The 18,450-nt window shown below is 59.9% G+C and carries 14 protein-coding genes; 6 read left to right on the top strand and 8 right to left on the bottom strand.

The window, feature by feature from the left end; translation table 11 throughout:
* The first annotated feature begins 427 nt into the window (after positions 1 to 427).
* The gene (locus ACILSQ_RS07705) at positions 428 to 1,009 is read left to right on the top strand and encodes a hypothetical protein (RefSeq protein ID WP_395743014.1); all 582 of its coding nucleotides are present in this window, start codon (positions 428 to 430) and stop codon (positions 1,007 to 1,009) included.
* A 186-nt stretch (positions 1,010 to 1,195) separates the two neighbouring features.
* Here the strand turns inward: ACILSQ_RS07705 and ACILSQ_RS07700 are convergent, their stop codons facing one another.
* Positions 1,196 to 1,834 (bottom strand): DUF1080 domain-containing protein, encoded by a 639-nt coding sequence (locus ACILSQ_RS07700; protein ID WP_395743013.1) that lies wholly within the window; start codon positions 1,832 to 1,834, stop codon positions 1,196 to 1,198.
* Positions 1,835 to 1,919: 85 nt separating this feature from the next.
* Between ACILSQ_RS07700 and ACILSQ_RS07695 the strand changes: the two genes are divergently transcribed.
* A complete protein-coding gene (locus ACILSQ_RS07695) occupies positions 1,920 to 2,582 on the top strand; it encodes a hypothetical protein (protein ID WP_395743012.1) in 663 nt (220 codons plus the stop codon).
* Positions 2,583 to 2,992: 410 nt separating this feature from the next.
* Here ACILSQ_RS07695 and ACILSQ_RS07690 read toward each other — a convergent pair whose 3' ends face one another.
* The 4 genes from ACILSQ_RS07690 to ACILSQ_RS07675 form a co-directional block, all read right to left on the bottom strand.
* Positions 2,993 to 4,519 carry a TolC family protein gene (locus ACILSQ_RS07690; protein ID WP_395743011.1) on the bottom strand — a complete coding sequence of 509 codons (1,527 nt, stop codon included), beginning with the start codon at positions 4,517 to 4,519 and terminating at the stop codon, positions 2,993 to 2,995.
* Positions 4,482 to 7,709 carry an efflux RND transporter permease subunit gene (locus tag ACILSQ_RS07685; RefSeq protein ID WP_395743010.1) on the bottom strand — a complete coding sequence of 1,076 codons (3,228 nt, stop codon included), beginning with the start codon at positions 7,707 to 7,709 and terminating at the stop codon, positions 4,482 to 4,484. Before ACILSQ_RS07685 ends, ACILSQ_RS07690 begins: the two co-directional genes overlap by 38 nt.
* Positions 7,710 to 7,721: 12 nt before the next feature.
* Positions 7,722 to 8,831, bottom strand: a complete 1,110-nt coding sequence (locus ACILSQ_RS07680; protein WP_395743009.1) for an efflux RND transporter periplasmic adaptor subunit — start codon at positions 8,829 to 8,831, stop codon at positions 7,722 to 7,724.
* A gap of 232 nt (positions 8,832 to 9,063) precedes the next feature.
* Positions 9,064 to 10,071, bottom strand: coding sequence for a LacI family DNA-binding transcriptional regulator (locus ACILSQ_RS07675; RefSeq protein ID WP_395743008.1), 1,008 nt, complete (start codon positions 10,069 to 10,071; stop codon positions 9,064 to 9,066).
* Between the two features lie 110 nt (positions 10,072 to 10,181).
* On the opposite strand from ACILSQ_RS07675, the gene ACILSQ_RS07670 reads away from it, so the two are divergent.
* From ACILSQ_RS07670 to ACILSQ_RS07660, 3 genes are all read left to right on the top strand, one after another.
* Entirely contained in the window at positions 10,182 to 11,240 is a 1,059-nt protein-coding gene (locus ACILSQ_RS07670) for an NAD(P)-dependent alcohol dehydrogenase (protein ID WP_395743007.1), read from the top strand.
* 306 nt (positions 11,241 to 11,546) lie between these two features.
* Complete coding sequence (locus tag ACILSQ_RS07665; protein ID WP_395743006.1) at positions 11,547 to 13,907, top strand: FAD-dependent oxidoreductase; 2,361 nt, start codon at positions 11,547 to 11,549, stop codon at positions 13,905 to 13,907.
* Between the two features lie 7 nt (positions 13,908 to 13,914).
* Entirely contained in the window at positions 13,915 to 14,058 is a 144-nt protein-coding gene (locus ACILSQ_RS07660) for a hypothetical protein (protein WP_395743005.1), read from the top strand.
* Between the two features lie 612 nt (positions 14,059 to 14,670).
* Here the strand turns inward: ACILSQ_RS07660 and ACILSQ_RS07655 are convergent.
* The gene (locus ACILSQ_RS07655) at positions 14,671 to 15,396 is read right to left on the bottom strand and encodes a tetratricopeptide repeat protein (protein ID WP_395743004.1); all 726 of its coding nucleotides are present in this window, start codon (positions 15,394 to 15,396) and stop codon (positions 14,671 to 14,673) included.
* Between the two features lie 124 nt (positions 15,397 to 15,520).
* Here ACILSQ_RS07655 and ACILSQ_RS07650 point away from each other — a divergent pair, with 124 nt between their 5' ends.
* Complete coding sequence (locus ACILSQ_RS07650; protein ID WP_395743003.1) at positions 15,521 to 15,748, top strand: addiction module protein; 228 nt, start codon at positions 15,521 to 15,523, stop codon at positions 15,746 to 15,748.
* A gap of 666 nt (positions 15,749 to 16,414) precedes the next feature.
* On the opposite strand, the gene ACILSQ_RS07645 is transcribed toward ACILSQ_RS07650, so the two are convergent.
* Positions 16,415 to 17,035 (bottom strand): MGMT family protein, encoded by a 621-nt coding sequence (locus ACILSQ_RS07645; protein WP_395743002.1) that lies wholly within the window; start codon positions 17,033 to 17,035, stop codon positions 16,415 to 16,417.
* A gap of 125 nt (positions 17,036 to 17,160) precedes the next feature.
* Positions 17,161 to 18,192 (bottom strand): hypothetical protein, encoded by a 1,032-nt coding sequence (locus tag ACILSQ_RS07640; protein ID WP_395743001.1) that lies wholly within the window; start codon positions 18,190 to 18,192, stop codon positions 17,161 to 17,163.
* Positions 18,193 to 18,450 lie beyond the last annotated feature (258 nt).

Genomic DNA, 18,450 nt, shown 5'->3' with positions numbered 1-18,450 from the left:
TTGGTTTGGACGGCATTGGAGAGACCGGGCAGCGTGCGAGTGGAGGATGTGGACACCCGCCCGAAGATACCCCTCACAGCGGGGGTACAATTTTTATCTTCAACTTTGTGGGTAAAGGTCAGCCTCCGAGCCCGCAGCACCCCGCAAACACCACCTGCCCCGCGTCACCCGCCCCCCAGGAGCGCGGGCCTCCGAGCCCGCAGCACCCCGCAAACACCACCGCCCCGCGTCACCCGCCCCCCCTCGTCACGCCGCGCACCCTGCCCATACTGGGAGCGCCGATGTTTCATCGGCTCCGGGCGAACGTCCCCCCTGGCCCCGCATCGAGTGAAGCAATCGAGAGCCCTGCCTGCCCCGCCTCACCGTCATCGCCCTCGACTCCAGCTTGAACGATTGGCTCCCGCACGTCGTTTGATCCGTGGCCGCCATGAGCTCGAGCATTCCCGATCCTCCCCTCGCGGAGGCCTCTTCCGCAAAGAGAGGCGCCAGCTGGTTTTCCTGGTCCCTTCATCTGCTGCTGGGTCTCACCCTCGGTTTCTTCCTCGGCTGTATCGTGTGGAACAGCCTGCGTCGTAACCGCCTCGCGGATGAAGGACAGTTCCTCCACATCGTGTGCGGCGTGTCGTTGTTGGCCGGCGCCTTCACCTCCTATTGGGGAGACCGCGCCTGGTTTGCCCCCACGGTGTTCGCTCCGGACCCGCCGCCTCAGAGCCGGGCCAGCCACGCCTGGTCCATCATCATCGGCGCCGCAGGCCTCGGCACCTTGGGTCTGGCCTTGTATCGTCATCATCAGGCGCTGCCGTGGTCTGACCGCTTCCACCCCCGGGCTCAAGCGGACGTCGCTCTCATAAGTCTGCTGGCCATGCACCTGGGCCTGCTCGTTCACGTGCTCAAAACGGGCGGCTTCATGGGTCGCGTCTGGCGCGATGACTTTCCGGCGGCCTACTGGTTTCTCGTCGCCGTGCTCTCATTGATGGCAGCCATCCAGCTCGTGCATCTCCTCCGCTGAGAGCCTCCGGTCCCGTGCCACCTTCGCCCCGAGACCGCAGCTCTTCCGACTCTGCAAACTCATCGCCTGGCCGGCAGCTTCACCATCCACCGCTTTGCCGGCCACTCTCCGGTTCAGGCACAGGCATCACGAAGTGGCGCGCCTTCGAGAGCACGCTCCCACGTCACCACCTCCTGCCCGCCCTCGCTACTTCAGCTCCTGAATCCTCAAGTTCCGAAACTTGTACGTCTGCCCCTTCTCCCCGTGGTGCTGAATCGCGATCACCCCGCTCGCATCCTTGTCATCCTCCACATCCGTCGTCAGCACCCCGTTCACGAAAATCTTCAGATGCTTCCCGCGGCACTCGATCCGGTACGTGTTCCAGTCATCCCGCTTGAAGGCATCCCCCGCACGCGCGCGGAAGGCGTCCTCGCTCTCCTTGTTCCCCTTGATCGGGCTGATGAACCACATCCGCCGCCCCTCATCATACAGGCCCCCGCTCCACTTCCGCTTCGCGTCTCCATCCACCTCCGCCTGGTACCCGAAGACCTTGTTCTTCTCCACATGCGCCCGAAACATGAAGCCGCTGTTCGCCTGTCCCGGCGGCAGCAGAATGTCCCCTTCAAAAATGAAGTCCCCGTACGTCTTCTCCGTCACCACAAAGAACTTCTTCTCCCCCGTGAGGTGGATCTCACCGTTCACGATGTCGATCTGCCCCCAGTCATACGGGTTCTTCCACCCCGTCAGCGTCTTCCCGTCAAACAGCGGCACAAACTCACCCGCCAAAGCGGAAATCGAGGCGGCCAGGGCAAATGCGGCAAGAAGAAGGAGAAGGCGTGGTTTCATGGTGGTTGCCATGTATAAAGACGGTCACCGGACTCAAACAAGGTGAAAAGCGCGCAGCCATGCGCAAAGTTCATGCCTCAATCCGATGCAGTCGCGCAAAGAAACCGCCTGGAAAAAGAACCGCAAACTCGGCGATGTGAAAGGTGGCAGAACACAGCCGAAAATCACCGACAACATTTTCGCGCGCGCCCACTCATTGCAGCGTCCGGCACCCGGAGCCGAACTGCCCATTTTCATCTGCGACAATCCATCCAGAGACTTCTTCTTCCCTGTGAGCGAGCAGGAAATCCGGCGTGAACTCTCGCACCTGCCGCGCAGAGACTGGAAAGGCATCACCCACATCTGGTTCCGCCGCTTCAAAAAGACCGAGTATGAAGAGGGAGAGCTTCCACTGGCACAGTTTTGCTGTGGCTCCGGTGTGCGCCTCATCGTTTTGTACCCTTGGCCCGTCTCCATGGAGTGGTGGCACGGCAGCAGGATGCCGGCACTAAAGCAGCAGAGAACCCTCGAGCTTTATGGTGCTACGCTGCATCATCGGGTCGATGGATGGTTCTCATCTTGGACCATGGCAGGGCTGAAAAACTTCTACATCGAGCACCTGTTCTACCACGAAGTCGGCCATCACGTGGACTATTACTTCCGCCATTGGAGCAAGGCCAACCACAACGTCATTGAAGAGGTGGCCAATCAATACGCTTTCAGCAAAACGACGAAACGCTCCATCACCTTTAGGGATGAGCGGCAGTGACAATGCATATCCATTGAAAACAACTCGGTTCTTTTTTTCCCAGGTACCCCCTCTTTGCACCAGCCCCAAGGGGTTGCGTAATTTAGCCCAAAAACGGCCCGCATCTCACCAGCCCTGAAGGGGCTGAGGACTTAGCCCAGGGCGCCGCGAGGCACGAGCAAGCCCTGGGTATAGTATCCAAAGCCGGGCTAGCAAACCCAGCACTCCTGCATGCCACGCCGGGTTCCAGCAGCGTCTGCAACCTGCCCCGCCGCTGGCTTCCACAGGTGCCATCGTCCGACTGCTCTCTCCTGATGGCGCTCCATCACCTTCAGGGACGGTCAGCTCTGACCGCCTCTCCAAAAGCCCCTGGCACCTGCAAATTTCAGAGCTTGCAGGCACCGCGCGGTACGTTGGAGGCCTGGGGCGTTTTAGTTGCCACCTCTCAGCTCTCCCACCACCTTCGGCACTGCCATCTGCGTCGTGTTGCCCGAGCCGCCGGCCGCGCGGTTGTAGCCGCCGCCCAGCGCCTTGTACGCCTTCACAAACGCACTGAGCTGCTCCTGCTTCAGCTCGACCAGGTCCATCTTCGACTCCAGCGCATCACGCTGCGTGAAGAGCACTTCCGTATAGTCCGCGCGCGCGTTGAAGAAGAGCTGCCCCGCAATCGTGATCGAATCGTTCAATGCAGCCACCTGCTGGCTCTTCAGGTCGTAGCTCTTGCCGTAGTTCTTGATCTGCGCCAGTTGGTTCACCGTCTCGATGTACGCCTTCAGCACCGTCTGCTGGTAGGCATAGATCGCCTTGATCTGGTTGGCGCTCGCACCCAGGAAGGCCGCCTTGATCGCGCTGCGGTTGATCAGCGGCGCCATCAGGTTTGCCGCGGCGCCGTACATCACCGAGGCGGGCGCATTAAAGGCGGAGCCCAGGCTGAAGGACTGCAGGCCCAGCGCCGCCTGAATGCTGAGGGCTGGGTAGAAGCGCGCGGCGGCTGCCTTCACGTCCAGGCCCGTCGCGGCCAGTTCCAGTTCCGCTCGGCGCACGTCCGGGCGGTTGCGCAGAAGCTGCACCGGCAGCCCCGTGTTGATCGGGCTCAGCATCAGCTTGTCAAAGCCCTCGGACCTCCGCTTCACCGGCTGGGGATAGCGACCGGCCAGGTAGTTGAGCCGGTTTTCCGTCACCGTGATCTGCTGCTGAATCTTGAATAGGCGGCTCTGGTTCTTCAGCACTTCGGCTTCAAATCGGCGCACCGCCAGCTCCGTCACACGCGCGTTCGCCTTCTGCAGTTTCACGGCTTCCAGCGCGTTCTGCTGAATCTCGATCGTCCGCTTCAGGATCACCAGCTGGTTGTCCAGCCCCACCAGTTCGTAGTACGTCCGGGCGATCTCCGACACGATGTTCGTGATCATGAAGTTCCGCCCTTCCTGGGTGCCCAGGTAGCGCAGGATCGCGGCATCACGCTCGTTGCGCAGCTTCCTCCAGATGTCCACTTCCCAGTCAAAGTCGCCTCCAAAGCCGAAGTTCGGCGTGTTCGTCGGAATCGCTCTTCCCGCCGCGATCTCGTTGGCCGTGTTGTCCTCCGCGGCCCCGGCGGCCGTATGACGGCCCACCTTGTCGATGCCCGTGGTGGCTCCCGCCGTGATAAACGGGAAGATCCTCCCTCGCGTCAGCCGCACGTCCTGTTTCGCGTACTCGATCTCCTGGATCAGAATGTTCAGCTCCTGGTTGTTCTGCAGCGCCGTGCTGATGAGCGACTTCAGGTTCGGATCCTTGAAATACTCCTGCCATCCGATCACGGCGGAGTTCTTCGGCCCGGAGGCGTCAGGGAAGTTCGGCGGCAGGGGCGGATCGCTCGATGGCAGCGAACCACGGCGGAGCACTGAAGAGCACCCCTGCACCATGACGATCAGACAGACAAAATTAAATGCTCGAAGCAGGGTCTTCAGGTTTTGTTTCATGTTCTTGATGATGGCCGTGGCCATGGCCATGGCCGAATTCGCCGAGTTCGCTCAGCGGCATGTCATCTTCATCAGGAAGAAGTTTGCCGCGAGCAGAAATCGTACCGAAAATGTAGTAAAGTCCAGGGACAACCAGCAGTCCCACCACCGTTCCTAGGAACATCCCGCCCGCAGCCGAAGCACCGATCGTCTTGTTCGCGATCGCACCCGCGCCATGGGCTCGGAGCAGAGGAATCATCCCCGCGATGAAAGCGAAGGACGTCATCAAGATCGGGCGGAAGCGCACCTTCGCGCCTTCGACCGCCGCCTCCAGGATGGACAGGCCCTCCCCATGCCGCTGCTGGGCAAATTCCACGATCAGAATGGCGTTCTTGCCCAGCAGACCCACAAGCATGATCAGCCCCACCTGCGCATAAATGTCATTGCTCAGCCCCATGCCCTTCAGCAGCGCAAAGGACCCCATGACGCCGATTGGCAGGGAAAGAATCACCGCCAGCGGCAGCGTGAAGCTTTCATACTGCCCCACCAGCACCAGATAGACGAAGAGGAGCACCACCACGAAAATGACCATGGCCTCATTGCCACGGGCGGCTTCGTCAAAGGACAGGCCCGCCCAGGCGATGTCATAGCCGCGGGGCAGCGTTTTGGCCACTTCCTGAATGGCGTGAATGGCCTCGCCGCTGCTGAACCCATCGGCTGGCGCACCCTGGATGCTCGGAGCCGGATAGGCGTTGTAGCGGGTGATTTCATTCAGGCCCAGGCGCGGCTTCAGCGTCATGAAGGCGGAGTAGGGCACCATTTCGCCCTTGTCATTGGCCACATAAAGATCCTGCAGGTCCTTCGGCAGCTTGCGGTAGTCCGGATGCGCCTGGATGTACAGCTTCCAGAAGCGGTTGAACAAGATGAACCCCTGCTCGTAGGTGCTTCCCACCATGATGTCCAGATTGTCCATCGCCGTGCCGATTGAGACGCCCTTCTGCATCGCGATCTTGTTGTCGATCACCACCTCAAGCTGCGGATAGTTCGCGCTGAAGAACGTGAACAGGCCGCGGATCTCCTTCCGCTTCGCCAGCTTCTCCATGAACTCATTGTTCACATCCTGCAGGCGGTCATAGTCGCCCGAGTTGGTCTTGTCCAGCAGGCTCAGCGAGAAGCCCCCCGCTGCACCATAGCCGGGCACCGCCGGAGGTTCGAAGAACTCAATTCGCACCCCGGAGATCTCTTTGCACCTCTCCTTGAGCTCGGCAATGATCTGCGGCGCGGTGTGGTGGCGGTCCTCCCAGTTCTTCAGGTTGATCAGACAGGTGCCGGAGTTCGATCCTCGGCCTTCCGTCAGCACTTCATAACCCGCCAGCGTGGACACCGAGTTGATGCCGTCGATCTCCTTGGCCACCTTCATCAGCTCACGCGACTTCGCATACGTACGCTCCAGCGTCGTTCCCGGCGGCGTCTGCAAGATGGCGTAAATCATCCCCTGGTCTTCCGTGGGAATGAATCCCGCCGGCAGCGCTTCGCTGATGAAGAAAATCGCCGCCCCGGCTCCGCCCAGCGCCGCGAACGTCAGCCAGCGGTGGTGCACGATCCGCTTCAGCAGCCCCACATACACGTCCGTCACCTTGTCGAACCAGTAGTTGAAGATCCCCAGCAGCCACGCAATCGGCCCTCTCGCCTTGTGGTGGTGGTCCATCTTCTTCAAGATCATCGCGCACAACACCGGCGTCAGCGTCAGCGCCATCACCCCGGAAAGAACGATCGACACCGCCATCGTGATGGAGAACTGCCGGTAGAAAACCCCCACCGGCCCGGACATGAACGTCACCGGCACAAACACCGCCGTCATCACCAGCGTGATCGCAATAACCGCGCCCGCAATTTCATGCAGCACCATCTGCGTCGCCCGGTACGGTGAGATGTTGGTCCCATGCATCTTCGCATGCACGGCCTCCACCACCACGATGGGGTCGTCCACCACGATCCCGATGGCGAGCACGAGGGCGAACAGCGTGATCAGATTGATGTTCACATCCAGCATCTGCATCAGGAAGAACGCCCCCACCAGGGACACCGGCACCGCCAGCGTCGGGATCAGCGTGGATCTCCAGTCTCCCAGGAACACAAACACCACCAGCGCCACCAGCACGAAGGCTTCCACCAGCGTGTGCAGCACCTGATGAATCGAGGCGTCCAGGAAGCTCGACACGTCATAGCTGATCTTGTAGTCCATCCCCGGCGGGAAGGATTTCTCCTTCGCCTCATCCAGCTTGGCCTTCAGCTCTTTGATCACTTCCGCCGCATTGCTCCCATAGCTCTGCTTGATCATGATGGCCGCCGAGGGGTCGCCGTCCAGGTCGGAGTAAAGATCGTAGAATTCGCTGCCCAGCTCCACTTCCGCCACGTCCTTCAGCTTCAGCAGCTCCCCGCTCTCCGTCGAGCGCAGGATCACATTCTCATACTGCTGCGCGGTGTTAAATCGTCCCGCATACACCAGCACATACTCCAGCGACTGTGACGTTTTGCTGTCCGCTCGTCCTATTCGTCCCGGCGACCCGATCATGCTCTGCTCTCGCAGCGCCTTCATCACCAGCTCGGACGACACATTGTACGCCCGCATGCGGTCCGGCTTCAGCCACACGCGCATCGCATACTGGCGCGTTCCCAGGATCTTCACGTAGCCCACCCCGCGTGTGCGGAACAGCTCCGGAAACAGCGTGATGTACGCGTAGTTGAACAGGAACTTCATGTCCGCGTTCTTGTCCTTGCTGTACAAGTTCACGTACATCAGCATGTTCGGGGCAAGATTCCACACGATGATGCCCTCTCGCACCACCAGCGGCGGCAGTCGGAACGACACCGCGTTCACACGGTTGAGCACGTTCACCGTCGCCTGGTTGGGGTCCGATCCCATGTGGAAGAAGATCTGGATCACCGCCTCCCCGGAGCTCGCCGCGCTGGACACCATGTACTTCATGTTCTGCACCCCGTTGATGGACTGCTCCAGCGGGATGAGACACGACTCCTCCAGCACTTTCGCGCTCGCTCCCGGGTAGTCCAGCGTCACCGTCACAAGCACGGGCGCCACGTTCGGGAACTGTGAGATGGGCAGTGTGAAGATTGAGAGGGCACCCAGAAACAGGATGATGAGGGAAATCACGATGGCCAGCGCGGGCCTGTGCAGGATCTTGGTAAACATGGTCCGTTTTTTTTATTCTGCCTTGAGCTTCAGGTCTTTGAAGGCTGCTTCCGGTTCGACTAGCTTGGCGTCTCCCGCGTTGTCTCCGTCACGGGCCTGCCTCATTCCTTCAAGGATGATCTTGTCTTCCGTCGTCACACCTGAACTCACAATGTAAAGGTCATCCACCGGCTCCACCACGTGGATTCGCTCCTGCTTGATGATGTTGTCCTTCCCCACCACATACACATAGTAGTGGTCCAAAATCTCAAACGTGCTCTTCTTCGGCACCAGCAGCGCGTTCTTCACCATCTTCGTCATCCGGATGTTCCCCGTCTCCCCGTGCCTCAGCAGCCGGTCCGGATTCTGAAAGTCCGCGCGGAAGGGGATCGTCCCCGTCTGGTTGTTAAACTCCGCCTCGATCACGTTGATCCTTCCCTTCTGGTTGAAAATCTTCCCGTTCGCCATCAGCAGCTCCACCTTCTTGCGCTCCTCCGTCTGCTCCGTGGCCATGTAGTCCAGGTACTCCGCCTCAGGCACGTTGAAGTACACCCACATCTCGCTGTTGTCAGACAGCGTCGTCAGCAGGTCTCCTTCGTTCACCAGGCTCCCGTTTCGAAGATACAGGCGGTCCATCAGCCCGGGGAAGGGGGCGTTGATGTTGGTAAACCCCAGATGCGCCTGCGCCAGGTTCACCTCAGCCACCTTCTGCTCCCATTTCGCCTTGGAAATCGCCAGCTCCTTGTCAGACACCACCTTGTTGTCCGTCAGGCGCTTGGTGTTTTCGTATTCCACCTTGGACACCTGCGCTTCCGCCTCCGCGCTCTTCAGCTCCGCCTGGTACACCAGCGGCAGGATCTTGAACATCGGGTCCCCTTCCTTCACCACCTGCCCTTCGCTCACAAAGCTCTTCTCCAGATACCCTTTCTCCAGCGCGCGCATCTCGATGTTTCGGCAGGAGCGGATCTGGCACACGTACTCACGCGCCACCAGGGTGTCCTTCTTCAGCGGCTTGGTCAGCACCAGTTGGGGCTTCTCTTCCTCCTGCACCACCTCCTTTTTGTGGCAGCCGCTTAAAACGATGCTGGCCACCAGGCCGACACACAAGAGCGATGTTCGAGACGCGATATTCAGGGGTTCCATTCTTGGCCATAACGAGCCACAAACCACCCTCCATTCATATAACCTCTTCAGGGGGTTTTTAAACCGCCCCCGACACCACTGCCGGCGCAGCCAAGAAAGGAAAGCCGCCACGGCATCCTGCAAATCCACGCTGGCACGATCAGTTTTGAGATTACGGATTGGCCGGAGCGGCGGCCGCACAAAACCTCTGTATCTCGCATAAGGCGCTGAAAACAAGCATCATAGCACCTCTTCACCCCTCCTCCAGTTTCGCCGCCCGCCACCGCCCTTCCGTCATCACAATCCTCGGCGAAACCGGCACCCCCCGCTCATTCTGCTGGTACTGCGTCACCAGCAGGTCCACCGCCGCCGCTCCCAGCTCATCCGCCTGCTGGTCGATTCCCCCCACCTCCGCCACGTCCGCCCTCCACCCCAGCGTCACATGCCGCGGCCGCCGCCCCGCAGGCAGGCTCTCCAGCCACTCCTTCACCACGTGCCCGCCGTCGATCACCACCTCCGGCTTCACCGCACGCACCCACTCCAGGAAATCACTCCGGCCCGGCGTCTTCCGCAGTGCCAGCAGCTCCCCCGGCCGCGCCAGCGGATGGTGCGCCAGAAAGCTCGCCGACCACGCCCGAAACATCCGTTCATTGATCGTGCTCCCGCAGTAAAATCCCACCCGCTTGCACCCCTGCTTCTTCAGCATCCGCAGCGCCGTCATCATTCCCAGGTAGTGGTGATGATGCACCCGGTGCAGTTGCGGCCGCGCATACCCCAGCCCGATCACCACGCTGCAAAACTTCTCCCACGCCATGCTCACATGCCCCCGGCTCCGCGACACCAGCGGCGAGAGGATGAACCCCGGAATCCCCCGCGCCTCCAGAATCTCCGAAAGCCGTCTCCCCGTCATCCCCCGCGCCGCCAGGTGAAACTCCTCCAGTTGAAACCCCAGCCTCTCCGCCTGCCGCCGCGCCCCCAGCACCAGTTGCTGTGACCACGACGACCGCCCGATCTCCTCCGTCCCCCGCTCCGCCCACACAAACCCCAGCGTCCGCGGCTCCGCCACCTCCCGCGTCCGCCTCATGTGCCTCATCAGCTTCGCAATCTCCGGGTCCGGCCGATACCCCATCTCCTCCGCCGTCTCGACAATCCTCTCCCTCAAAGAGCTCTCCACATGCTTCCCCCCACGCAAAGCCCGCGACACCGTCATCTTGGAAACCCCAAGCCTCACCGCAATATCATTCAAAGAAGCCCGTGCCATCCCCCAATTCTACACAACCTCACCCGCCTCTGGACAAATCATAAATCATAAATCGTAAATCATAAATCCCCCGCCACACGTATCCCCCCACTCTCTCACCCCACTCCCCCATGCCCACCGCCAAAGCCTACGCCGCCTCCAGCCCCACCTCCGCCCTCTCCCACCTCAGCATCCCCCGCCGCGACCCCACCGATCGCGACGTCGAGCTCGACATCCTCTACTGCGGCGTCTGCCACTCCGATCTCCACCAGGCCCGCAACGAGTGGAGCGCCATGCCCACTGTCTACCCCTGCGTCCCAGGCCACGAAATCGTCGGCCGCATCACCCAGGTCGGCTCCGCCGTGAAAAAGCACAAAGTCGGCGACATCGTCGGCGTCGGCTGCCTCGTCGGCTCCGACCAGTCCTGCCCCCAGTGCGCCGCCAATCTCGAGCAGTTCTGCCCCCACGCCACCTTCACCTACAATTCCCCCGACACCCACGGCACCGCCCCCGTCACCTACGGCGGCTACTCCTCCTCCATCGTCGTCGATGAGCACTTCGCCCTCACCGTCCCGGCAAACCTCAGCCTCCCCGGCGTCGCCCCGCTTCTCTGCGCCGGCATCACCACCTACTCCCCCATCCGTCGCTGGGGAGACATCAAAGGCAAAAAAGTCGGCGTCGTCGGCCTCGGCGGTCTCGGCCACATGGGCGTGAAATTCGCCCACGCCTTCGGCGCCCACACCGTCGTCCTCTCCACCTCCCCCAAAAAGAAAGACGCCGCCCTCGCCCTCGGTGCCGATGAAGTCATCATCTCCACCGACGCCAACGAAATGCAGCGCCACGCCTTCAGCTTCGACTTCATCCTCGACACCGTCTCCGCCGATCACGACATCAACGCCTACCTCAACCTCCTCAAAATCGACGGCACCCTCACCCTCGTCGGCGCTCCCGACAAACCGCTCCCCGTCTCCGCCTTCGGCCTTCTCTTCGGCCGCAAAAAGCTCGCCGGCTCCCTCATCGGCGGCATCGCCGAAACCCAGGAAATGCTCGACTTCTGCGGCACCCACAACATCACCTCCGACGTCGAAGTCATCCCCATCCAAAAAATCAACGAAGCCTACGACCGCCTCCTCAAAAGCGACGTCAAATACCGCTTCTCCATCGACATGGCCTCCCTCAAATCCGAATAGCCCCAAGGAACGGGGGTCTCTAGACCCCCACTCCGATTCCCCTGCAACGCGGTGCCCTCCACAAAGGCACCGCGTTTTTTGTACTGTAGCCATCTCGCTCCGCGAGATGAGCCCAGCGATCTCCCACCCGCACACCGCCTCCAAATACCCCCTCCCCAAATCATAAATCAAAAATCATAAATCATAAATCGCCCCTCCCTCCGCCCCCCATTCCTCATTCTGGTTTCGTCATTCCATTCCTGTTACCGTAACAAACACTCCACGATTGCTTTCCCCCCTCGCCGTCGTTTAAAACCTTCCCCACCCATGAAATCCGCCCTCCTCGCCACCCTCCTCACCCTCACCGCCGCTGCGGCCCACGCGCAGCCCCTCTGGCTCGAGGCCGAATCCTTCTCCTCCCCCGGCGGCTGGGTCCTCGACACCCAGTTCATCGATGTCATGGGCTCCCCCTACCTCATGGCCCACGGCATGGGCAAGCCCGTCAAAGACGCCACCACCACCATCGCCCTCCCCGCCGGCACCTACACCCTCTGGGCCCGCACCAAAAACTGGGTCGGCCCCTGGGACGCCACCGGCACCCCCGGCCGCTTCCAGATCAGCGTCAACGGCCAGAAGCTCGACCACGAATTCGGCACCACCGGCAAAGACTGGCAGTGGGAAAAATCCGCCCCCGTCAAAATCACCGGCAAAGGAAAAACCACCCTCGCCCTCCACGACCTCACCGGCTTCGATGGCCGCATCGATGCCCTCATCCTCAGCAAAGACCCCGCCTTCACCCCCTCCAACGACCTCGCCACCACCAACAAGCTCCGCCGCCAGCTCCTCGGCCTCCCCGAAAAAGCCCCCGAATCCCCCGAGTACGATCTCGTCGTCATCGGCGGCGGTTACTCCGGCATGGGCGCCGCCATCTCCGGCGCACGCCAGGGCCTCAAAGTCGCCTTCATTCAAAACCGCCCCGTCCTCGGTGGCAACGGCTCCAGCGAAATCCAGGTCTGGGCCATGGGCGGCACCCGCCGCGGCCTCTACCCCCACCTTGGCGAAATCGTCGAAGAGTTCGCCGACCGCGCCAGCAACAGCCCCGCCGCCAATCCTCAGGAATTCAACGACAAGCTCAAAGAAGACACCGTCAACGCCGAGAAAACGATAGCGCTCCACCTCAACACCCACGTTTACGGCGTCGAAATGACCGCCGACAAAAAGAACATCCGCTCCGTCATCGGCCTCGACACCAAAACCGGCAAAGAAACCCGCTTCCTCGGCAAGCTCTTCGTCGATTGCACCGGCCACGGCAGCGTCGGCGCCCTCGCCGGAGCCGAGTTCATGATGGAAGAAAAAGGCCGCATGGGCATGAGCAACATGTGGGTCATGCAAAACCTCAAGCATCCCGTCACCTGGCCCGCCACCCCCTGGGCCCTTCCGCTCAAGCTCGAAGACTTCCCCGAGCCCAAGCCCATGGCCCCCGTCGGCAAAAAGAACGCCGAAAACATGAAAGGCTACGACCTCGGCTACACCCCCGTCCCCGATCCCGAAGACTACGTCCACGGCGAATGGTTCTGGGAAAGCGGCTTCGACAAGCACCCCATCAACGACCTCGAACTCATCCGCGACCACAACTTCCGCGCCGTCTATGGTGCCGTCACCGCCCTCAAAACCCTCAAGGCCGACAAATACGCCGACTTCGACCTCACCTGGCTCGCCTACATCGGCGGCCCCCGCGAATCCCGCCGCATCGTCGGCGACATGATCCTCAACGGCGAAGACATGGTCAAAGGCATCATCCACCCCGATGGCTGCGTCCCCACCACCTGGGACCAGGACCTGCACTATCCCAAAGAGCAATACGCCAAAAACTTCCCCGACAATCCCTTCATCAGCCGCGCCGAATTCGGCAAGCACACCGACCGCAAAAACGGGTACCCCGTCCCCTACCGCTGCTTCTACAGCAAAGACATCGGCAATCTCTTCATGGCCGGCCGCACCATCTCCGTCGAGCGCCACGCCCTCGGCTCCACCCGCGTCATGCGCACCTGCGGCATGATGGGAGAGGTCGTCGGCAAAGCCGCCTGGATCTGCGTCCGCCACCACACCACCCCACGCGGCGTTTACGAGCAGTACCTCGACATCCTCAAAGACCTCATGAACCAGCCCGGCGCCATGCGCCGCGACACCCTCGAAGGCGCCCTCTACCTCCCCGCCAACGCCAAAAAGCTCCCCGACCTCCCCCCTCCCGGCACCTCCGCCGACAGCATCGACCCCAAAAAGCTCGAAGGCATCGTCATCGACGACACCGAAGCCGAACTCACCGGCAAATGGACCCACGGCGAAGGCCTCAAGCCTTATGTCGGCAAACACTACAGCTACGGCCACGAAGCAAACGCCAGCGCCCGCTTCCCCTTCAGCGTGAAACAGACCGGCAACTACGAAGTCCGCATCTACTTCCAGCCCCACGAAAACCGCGCCAAAACCGCCCCCGTCACCATCCTCACCGCCGACGGCGAAAAAACCGTCACCGTCGATCAAACCAAAGCCCCCAAAGACCCTCAGGGCGCCTACTCCCTCGGCACCTACAAATTCACCGCCGGCGAAGAATCCGCCGTCATCTTCCGCACCACTAACGCCTCCGGCAACGTGCATCTAGACGCCGTCCAGATCCTCCCCGCCAAATGATCCGCGATTGGGAACTTTAAACTTTAAACCTGAAACTTTAAACTCCCTCCGGCAATTCACCGCCGGCGAAGAATCCGCCGTCATCTTCCGCACCACCAACTCCGGCGGCAACGTCCACCTCGACGCCGTGCAGATCCTCCCGGCCAAATAGCTCTGGAGCCCCAAAGGGGCGGCCTATCGTAGCCCAGGGTGAACCGAGCCTCAGCGAGGTAACCCTGGGTAAAGCCCCCCAATCCGGAAAGCAAAGCCAGCGCCTCCTTTCCACACCGCGCCCACCAGCAGCGCCTTCCCGCCTCTCCTTCCCGCCTCTCCGCCGCAATGCAAAGACGTTGACTTCCACATGGCGCACACCGCAAAGACGCCAGCATAGTGGTCCGCACCTCGCGAAGCGCGCCAAAGGCAATTCCCTGTGCGGCGCTTCGCTGCTCCCACGCACTCCGCGTTAACAATGACGCACTCCAAGTGAGGCGGGCACTCCTGCCTGCAATCGTCGAAGCCCACACCTCTCGAAAAATCCACAGCTCAGCCACGCCAAACCGCACCCCATTTGGAGTGCGGTCGCGAAAGGAGGCACGACTGAAGCTACCGCTTTCGCAGGCCGCTCAGCCCCCTCATCTCCCCAACACTCGAAAAGCACCCACCCACAAGACCTGCAAGCCTCCCGCCTCCCCTCTCAAGCCGTGTCCCCCGAAAGCCACCTCCTTTCAGTCCCTTCAGTCCTTTCGAGAAGGCACCACGCCCTTCAGTCCCCTTGCCGCCCCACTCATCCTCCCATCAAACCCCTCATTTTCGCCAGCGCACGCATCATCGTCGCATTCTCCCCCTCCAGCAGCCGGTCCAGATGCTTCACCCCCACCGACTCAGGCTCCACTTGCGCCAGAATATCACGGTGCGACCTCGCCGCTTCCATCTCCCCCTGGAAAATATTGATTCGTCCGCCCAGGTAAAACCAATGCCGGATCTCCGAAACATGGAACACCCTCCGCTCCGGATACAGTTTCGTCAGCAAACGCCCTGGCCCAAACATCAGCTCCGCAGCCTTCTCCACCTCCAGCCTGTCCAGCCACAGTTCCGCCAGCATCGTACGAGCAAAGAAATAATCCGGCATCCTGCGGAATAGCGCCTCGCAAATCTCCAGCGCCTCCTGCTTGTCATCCTTGCTGCCAGCTCGCAGCGCACTGATCAGCCAGTTCGTCAGGCACGGCACCTCCGGATGCGCCGCCGCCAGCTCTCTCAGCTCCTCCACCGCGCTTTTCGGGTCACCCATCACTAGGTCGTGCATGCTCTCCATCCGCTCCCGTACCGCCTCTGGCAGCGCCTCCACCGCCGGATCAGGCATCACATCCCACGTCACCTCAAAATCCATCAAAACATAGTTCCCCGACTCCCCGTCCTCACCACCCGCAGAGTTCGCCCGTCTCTCCGCCAGCCGCTTCAGCAGCCCCCTGCCATGATCGGGATTTCGATTCAGTTTTTTCCGCTTTGCCATCCCCGCCCATACTTGGACAACCCAGCCCGTCAAGCCCCAGGCGCTTCCCCCAAGCAGCCCAGTTGCGCCGCACCTGGATGCCCAAAGCACCCTTGTCGTGATTTGCTTTCAGGTTACAATCCCCATGTCCATCACCTACGAAGCCATCATGGATGCCGCCCTGCAGCTCCCCCCTGCCGACCGCTGCCGTGTCGCCGCAGGCCTATGGGACTCCGTCGGCAGTCCCACCGATGACCTCGCCCCAGACGAACTCGAAACCCTGCTCAATCAACGCGAGGCCGAAATGGACCAGGACCCCTCCCAAGAGATCAGTCATCAGGAATTCCTCGCCCACTTCTCAGCCCGGCGTTAGGCGTGAAGCTCTCCTACCACAAAGCCGTCCAGCGCGCGAAGTCGATGAGGCTTGCGTCTGGTATGACGAGCGCAAAGAAAAGCTGGGCAATGAATTCTTCCAGGAAGTCGAGCGCACCTTGGGCTTGGTCGCGGCCAATCCACAGGCATTCCCCCCTCGCTCTCTATGGCCGTCGGACAGCTCATTTGAAACGCTTCCCCTACACCATCTGCTACCGCATCCTCCAAGACCGCGTTCGCATTCTCTCCGTCCGCCACGACAAACGCCCCCCCTCGTACGGCGTGGGCCGCAAATGATAGTGAGGCTCGCCAAGTAGCCCAGTTGCGCCGCAACTGGGTTCCCAAGTGATGCGGTCACTCCTGCCCGCAATGGCGCAGCAGCTAGATCAGGACCCCGGAGGGGTCAAAGAAGGTAGCCAGGGTCAGCTCGCGCAGCGAGCGCCACCTCTGAAACCACGCCCCAACACATCCCAAGCCCTCCAGCAGCGTCTGGCAAGGATCTCCTGCTCACATATACCCCGAACCAAAAAGCGAAAATACTTTGTTCCCCTCTCCACCTCCTGTCATGCTCGATTTGTCCGATTTTGCACCTCGGCCATCTCAACGTCGTTGAGGTTGCCAAAGGGAAGTTGAACGGTGAAATGTAGTGACAATCGAAGGAACCGATTCACTCAAGATATAGCTGACCGTCGGTCCAACGCGACAGATCAAGATCAACCATTTGCGGGTCTTCGCCGAAAAAGTCATCTCCGGTTTTTATCGGAACACCTTCGCTGCGTAGTTTGGCGTGCTGGTTGGCTACACTCGATATCAAGCAGCCTCTTGCGTCGACGATCCGATGAACTGGAAGTCTGGCTTGATCGGCTCGTGAAATGTATCCTGGAATAGCGCGAATAAAACTGTCGGCCACGCCCATTCCAACTGTAACGTCGGCATACGTCACAACTCTACCTTCTGGCACTTGCTGTAAAAATGCTTTGAAGCGCTCGCCGTTGACCGGTGAGAGAGGTTCAAACCCCTTTTCTTCGACGACAACGGCATCATCGATGCTGATGCTTCCGCTCTGAATTATCACACCTAACACACCACGTTTTCCAATGACCTTGTCATAGCTGGGCACAATATGTTTGATGCGCTTACATGGTTCACAATGAAAGGTGAGCCTAATTTGACACTGTCCAATCTTCAGGACGTTTCCCGGCTCGAATAGACCCAAATCAAGGTTTTTGAGAGTAATGTTTTCTCTCAGATCACCTGGAACCGCGTTGAATTCGGCGCTTTGCTCCAAGCAGGTGACTAGAACCTGTCTTGGACTCATGCCGGATGCGTTCGCATCCCCGAGTATTCCTCGGCCTCTAACGGCTTGCAGGTGTCCGTTAGGAGCCGCCTGCATCGGCTGCCCTTTGGCCGGCTTTAGGAATAGGCCTGCGACAACTGCTGGTGACATTGAGTGCATGATGAGGAGTTGGTGCTGTCATTCTGAATGGCAAGATTTTTTCGCAGTTGTTCCAGTTGTGTAATCACTGGATTGCTAACAACCGCTGCGGCACTGCTGAAAATTGTTCCACATGCGTCACATTCATGTACTTGGTGAGGAATAACGGCGAGGTCGAATAGATCAAAATGTGCCGTATTACAACTTGGGCACGTCAACGATGTGATGGAGTGCTTCAAATCGCTTAATGCTTGTTGTGCCATGAGGTGCCTTACCTGTTCTGGATCAAGGCGCAGACCATCTACCTCCACGGTACCAAAAGTTTCATCGGCTCCAATTTTGCCCGGGCGAGTGCATGCGTGCACGTGTATCCCTCCCTCCTCATATTTTGGGGATGTCCAAAGTAGCGCAGGATTCGATCCCCACATTTGAATGCCGCCACTCCAACGGGACTGTGTAGATCTGAATACTCGTTCAACCGGATCGATGATTTTTCTGTGCTGTTGTGTATCACCGACCATCTGTTTGAGCAGCATAAGGGGATTGGATATTGCGGGCGTTCCACTGTCCCACATTCCGCCGCAATTTTCGCACTGGTGTGTCTGATGATAGTGCACGGCCCAGAAATCCTCATCACAATGGACATGCTGACATTGCGGACAGATGAGAGCCGTCAAGTGGCGACGAAGAATCGTGGCGACGTTGTATGCAACTCCGTGCCTCCCGTTAATGACGAAAGAACGTCCTTCAGCTAAGGGGATCTCGACTTCTTCGTATGTCTGATCAATCTCCTTTTCGCCTCCCACGGTCCTTCGTGCATGGACATGCACGCCATCCTCGGGTGGAAATACGCTGGTATCATAAACGGCAGGCAGTGCCCCCCAGAATCCAATGCCGCCCGGATAATCCTCGGGATCAAGGAACAGGCGGGATGTTGACTTGCATTGTTCGGTATCATGGTCGCGAGAGTGGTCTTGAAGCCCTGGATCAAGTATGGATGGTGGTTTCATGGTTTGATTTGCAGTTGCTTTGCAATTCAATCTCCACTTTTGTCGAAAACCAGTCCAGCGTAGTCCTATGAAGTCCAAGTCTGCAACTTCCCAACGTGGTCCGAAAAAGTCCAGTAATGTCCAGTCGCAGACTGGAACCGCAAAACTTGGAAGCCTCTGGCACAAGTCACTCGCTTTACGTGGACTAATTCCGAGCGATTGCAAACTGTTCATCCAAAGATTGCCAGGATGGGCCAAGTCCTCTTTCCATGGATTCAC

The organism is Prosthecobacter sp. (assembly GCF_044227185.1).
GTDB lineage: Bacteria > Verrucomicrobiota > Verrucomicrobiia > Verrucomicrobiales > Verrucomicrobiaceae > Prosthecobacter.
The sequence above is the reverse complement of the archived record's forward strand: the minus strand, read 5'-3'. Positions and strand labels throughout refer to the sequence as shown.

Coding starts and splice junctions, on each gene's coding strand:
- ACILSQ_RS07705 (WP_395743014.1), top strand. CDS start 428: ATGAGCTCGAGCATTCCCGATCCTCCCCTCGCGGAGGCCTCTTCCGCA.
- ACILSQ_RS07700 (WP_395743013.1), bottom strand. CDS start 1,834: ATGAAACCACGCCTTCTCCTTCTTCTTGCCGCATTTGCCCTGGCCGCC.
- ACILSQ_RS07695 (WP_395743012.1), top strand. CDS start 1,920: ATGCAGTCGCGCAAAGAAACCGCCTGGAAAAAGAACCGCAAACTCGGC.
- ACILSQ_RS07690 (WP_395743011.1), bottom strand. CDS start 4,519: ATGAAACAAAACCTGAAGACCCTGCTTCGAGCATTTAATTTTGTCTGT.
- ACILSQ_RS07685 (WP_395743010.1), bottom strand. CDS start 7,709: ATGTTTACCAAGATCCTGCACAGGCCCGCGCTGGCCATCGTGATTTCC.
- ACILSQ_RS07680 (WP_395743009.1), bottom strand. CDS start 8,831: ATGGAACCCCTGAATATCGCGTCTCGAACATCGCTCTTGTGTGTCGGC.
- ACILSQ_RS07675 (WP_395743008.1), bottom strand. CDS start 10,071: ATGGCACGGGCTTCTTTGAATGATATTGCGGTGAGGCTTGGGGTTTCC.
- ACILSQ_RS07670 (WP_395743007.1), top strand. CDS start 10,182: ATGCCCACCGCCAAAGCCTACGCCGCCTCCAGCCCCACCTCCGCCCTC.
- ACILSQ_RS07665 (WP_395743006.1), top strand. CDS start 11,547: ATGAAATCCGCCCTCCTCGCCACCCTCCTCACCCTCACCGCCGCTGCG.
- ACILSQ_RS07655 (WP_395743004.1), bottom strand. CDS start 15,396: ATGGCAAAGCGGAAAAAACTGAATCGAAATCCCGATCATGGCAGGGGG.
- ACILSQ_RS07650 (WP_395743003.1), top strand. CDS start 15,521: ATGTCCATCACCTACGAAGCCATCATGGATGCCGCCCTGCAGCTCCCC.
- ACILSQ_RS07640 (WP_395743001.1), bottom strand. CDS start 18,192: ATGAAACCACCATCCATACTTGATCCAGGGCTTCAAGACCACTCTCGC.